The organism is Gilliamella sp. B2923 (genome assembly GCF_026536565.1).
Classification (GTDB): domain Bacteria; phylum Pseudomonadota; class Gammaproteobacteria; order Enterobacterales; family Orbaceae; genus Gilliamella.
The window spans coordinates 1-1,468 of record NZ_JAFNNZ010000041.1 but is presented as its reverse complement, the minus strand read 5'-3'; the positions used below and the strand labels follow the sequence as shown (position 1 = coordinate 1,468).

Sequence of the window (1,468 nt, the reverse complement as noted above, 5' to 3'; positions counted from 1 at the left end):
TCAGGCTGCCAATCAGAAAGCCAACGAAAGTAGTAAATTTGGTGAATATGTAGCGAAAGAGCAACAAATTAATGCTGGTAAGGGGACTGGAGGATATTTAAACAAACCCGAACAAGGGGGAACATTAAATATTGGTGCAGGAAATAAACCAATTGAAGGCGCTTATAATATATCTCATCCTGATTATCCTATGGGAAAAAATGTTTATCCTGGCAATGTTAATGATTTGACAAATATTGCAACAGGTTCTCAAAAAGTCATTATTATGGAAAATCCATATAAATATAAGCCTTTTAATGATGAGGTATTAAGAGTTTTAGATAAAAATGGAACAATTATTGTCAAAGGTAGTTGGAATAATCCGTCTATGAATAATTTAGAAAAAATTGCAAAGAGCAAAGGTTTTACTTTAGTTGAAAAAAATATTATTCCGAGTAAAGGTTATTTACAATCAAACGGTAAACCAATACAGAATCCTACTATTACTGAATATAAATTTATTAGAAATTAATGAAGGTTTATTATGAAATATAAATTAGATATAACTGATAGTTATCAAAAGTTCATATGCTTAGATAATGATATAGGAATAGAAAACTATTTATCATTTGACTTAGAAAATAACACTGATGATTTTGAAATCATATTAGAGAATATAGCGGTTAATATGAGCGAGGACTTTTGGTATTTACCTATCATAAAGCAAAACCCTCAAACTATCCTGAATAATGCTTTAAATGAAATTGATTTAAATGATCTAAGTAGTATATTAGTTGTCTTGATTAGAAAAGCGAAATTAATTATAAAAAAGCAAAAAAACTTATATTTGAAAATAAATGATGGAGAAAATGAATATTTTCATTCTGTAGATTCTAATTTTAATATAGGCGATAAATACATTTGGTTGGCAGGAAAAAGTGCTGATTATTTCAATAAAGAAGTTAAGCTAAAAATTATTTTTTCAGGTAGATTAAATTTTATTTTTGAAGAATCAGATATTTTAATTCAAACAATAGATTTTAAAGATTATATTACAGATCATGAAGTTGATATTATTAATAGATACCAAGCATTAATTGTAAAATTAAAAAATAGAAATATTACTCAACTAGATCTAAATAATATTTCATCTAATTTTTTAGAATATGATTTTTCCAAAAATTATTTTAGTAGTAGTGAAAAAGGTAATATTGCATATAAAAATTATATTGCATAACTTTAATGCATTGAACTTTAAAATATTAAGAGAAAAATATTTTAATATTTTCAGAATAATATATTCATTAAAGCTTATAAAATATAGGGTATTTCCACATAATAAAATATAAATGAAAATATCTTATTGATTGCTTGGAATTAAACTAGTAAATTAATCTCTATCACCAACTTGCCCTGTTCAATCTTAATGATAACAGGGCAACCGACATAAAATCCTAACTGCTAAAGCCCCCTACCCTTATCGATGCCG

1 protein-coding gene and 1 pseudogene are annotated in these 1,468 nt (G+C 25.9%); both read left to right on the top strand.

The annotated features are described in order from the left end of the window. Positions 1–511, top strand: a pseudogene (locus J3U42_RS12225) (hypothetical protein); the annotation flags it as partial. Between the two features lie 12 nt (positions 512–523). Next, entirely contained in the window at positions 524–1,216 is a 693-nt protein-coding gene (locus J3U42_RS12220) for a hypothetical protein (RefSeq protein WP_220217652.1), read from the top strand. Positions 1,217–1,468 lie beyond the last annotated feature (252 nt).

Excerpts from the sequence above, each read along its gene's own strand:
- J3U42_RS12220 (WP_220217652.1), top strand. The coding sequence starts at position 524 with ATGAAATATAAATTAGATATAACTGATAGTTATCAAAAGTTCATATGC.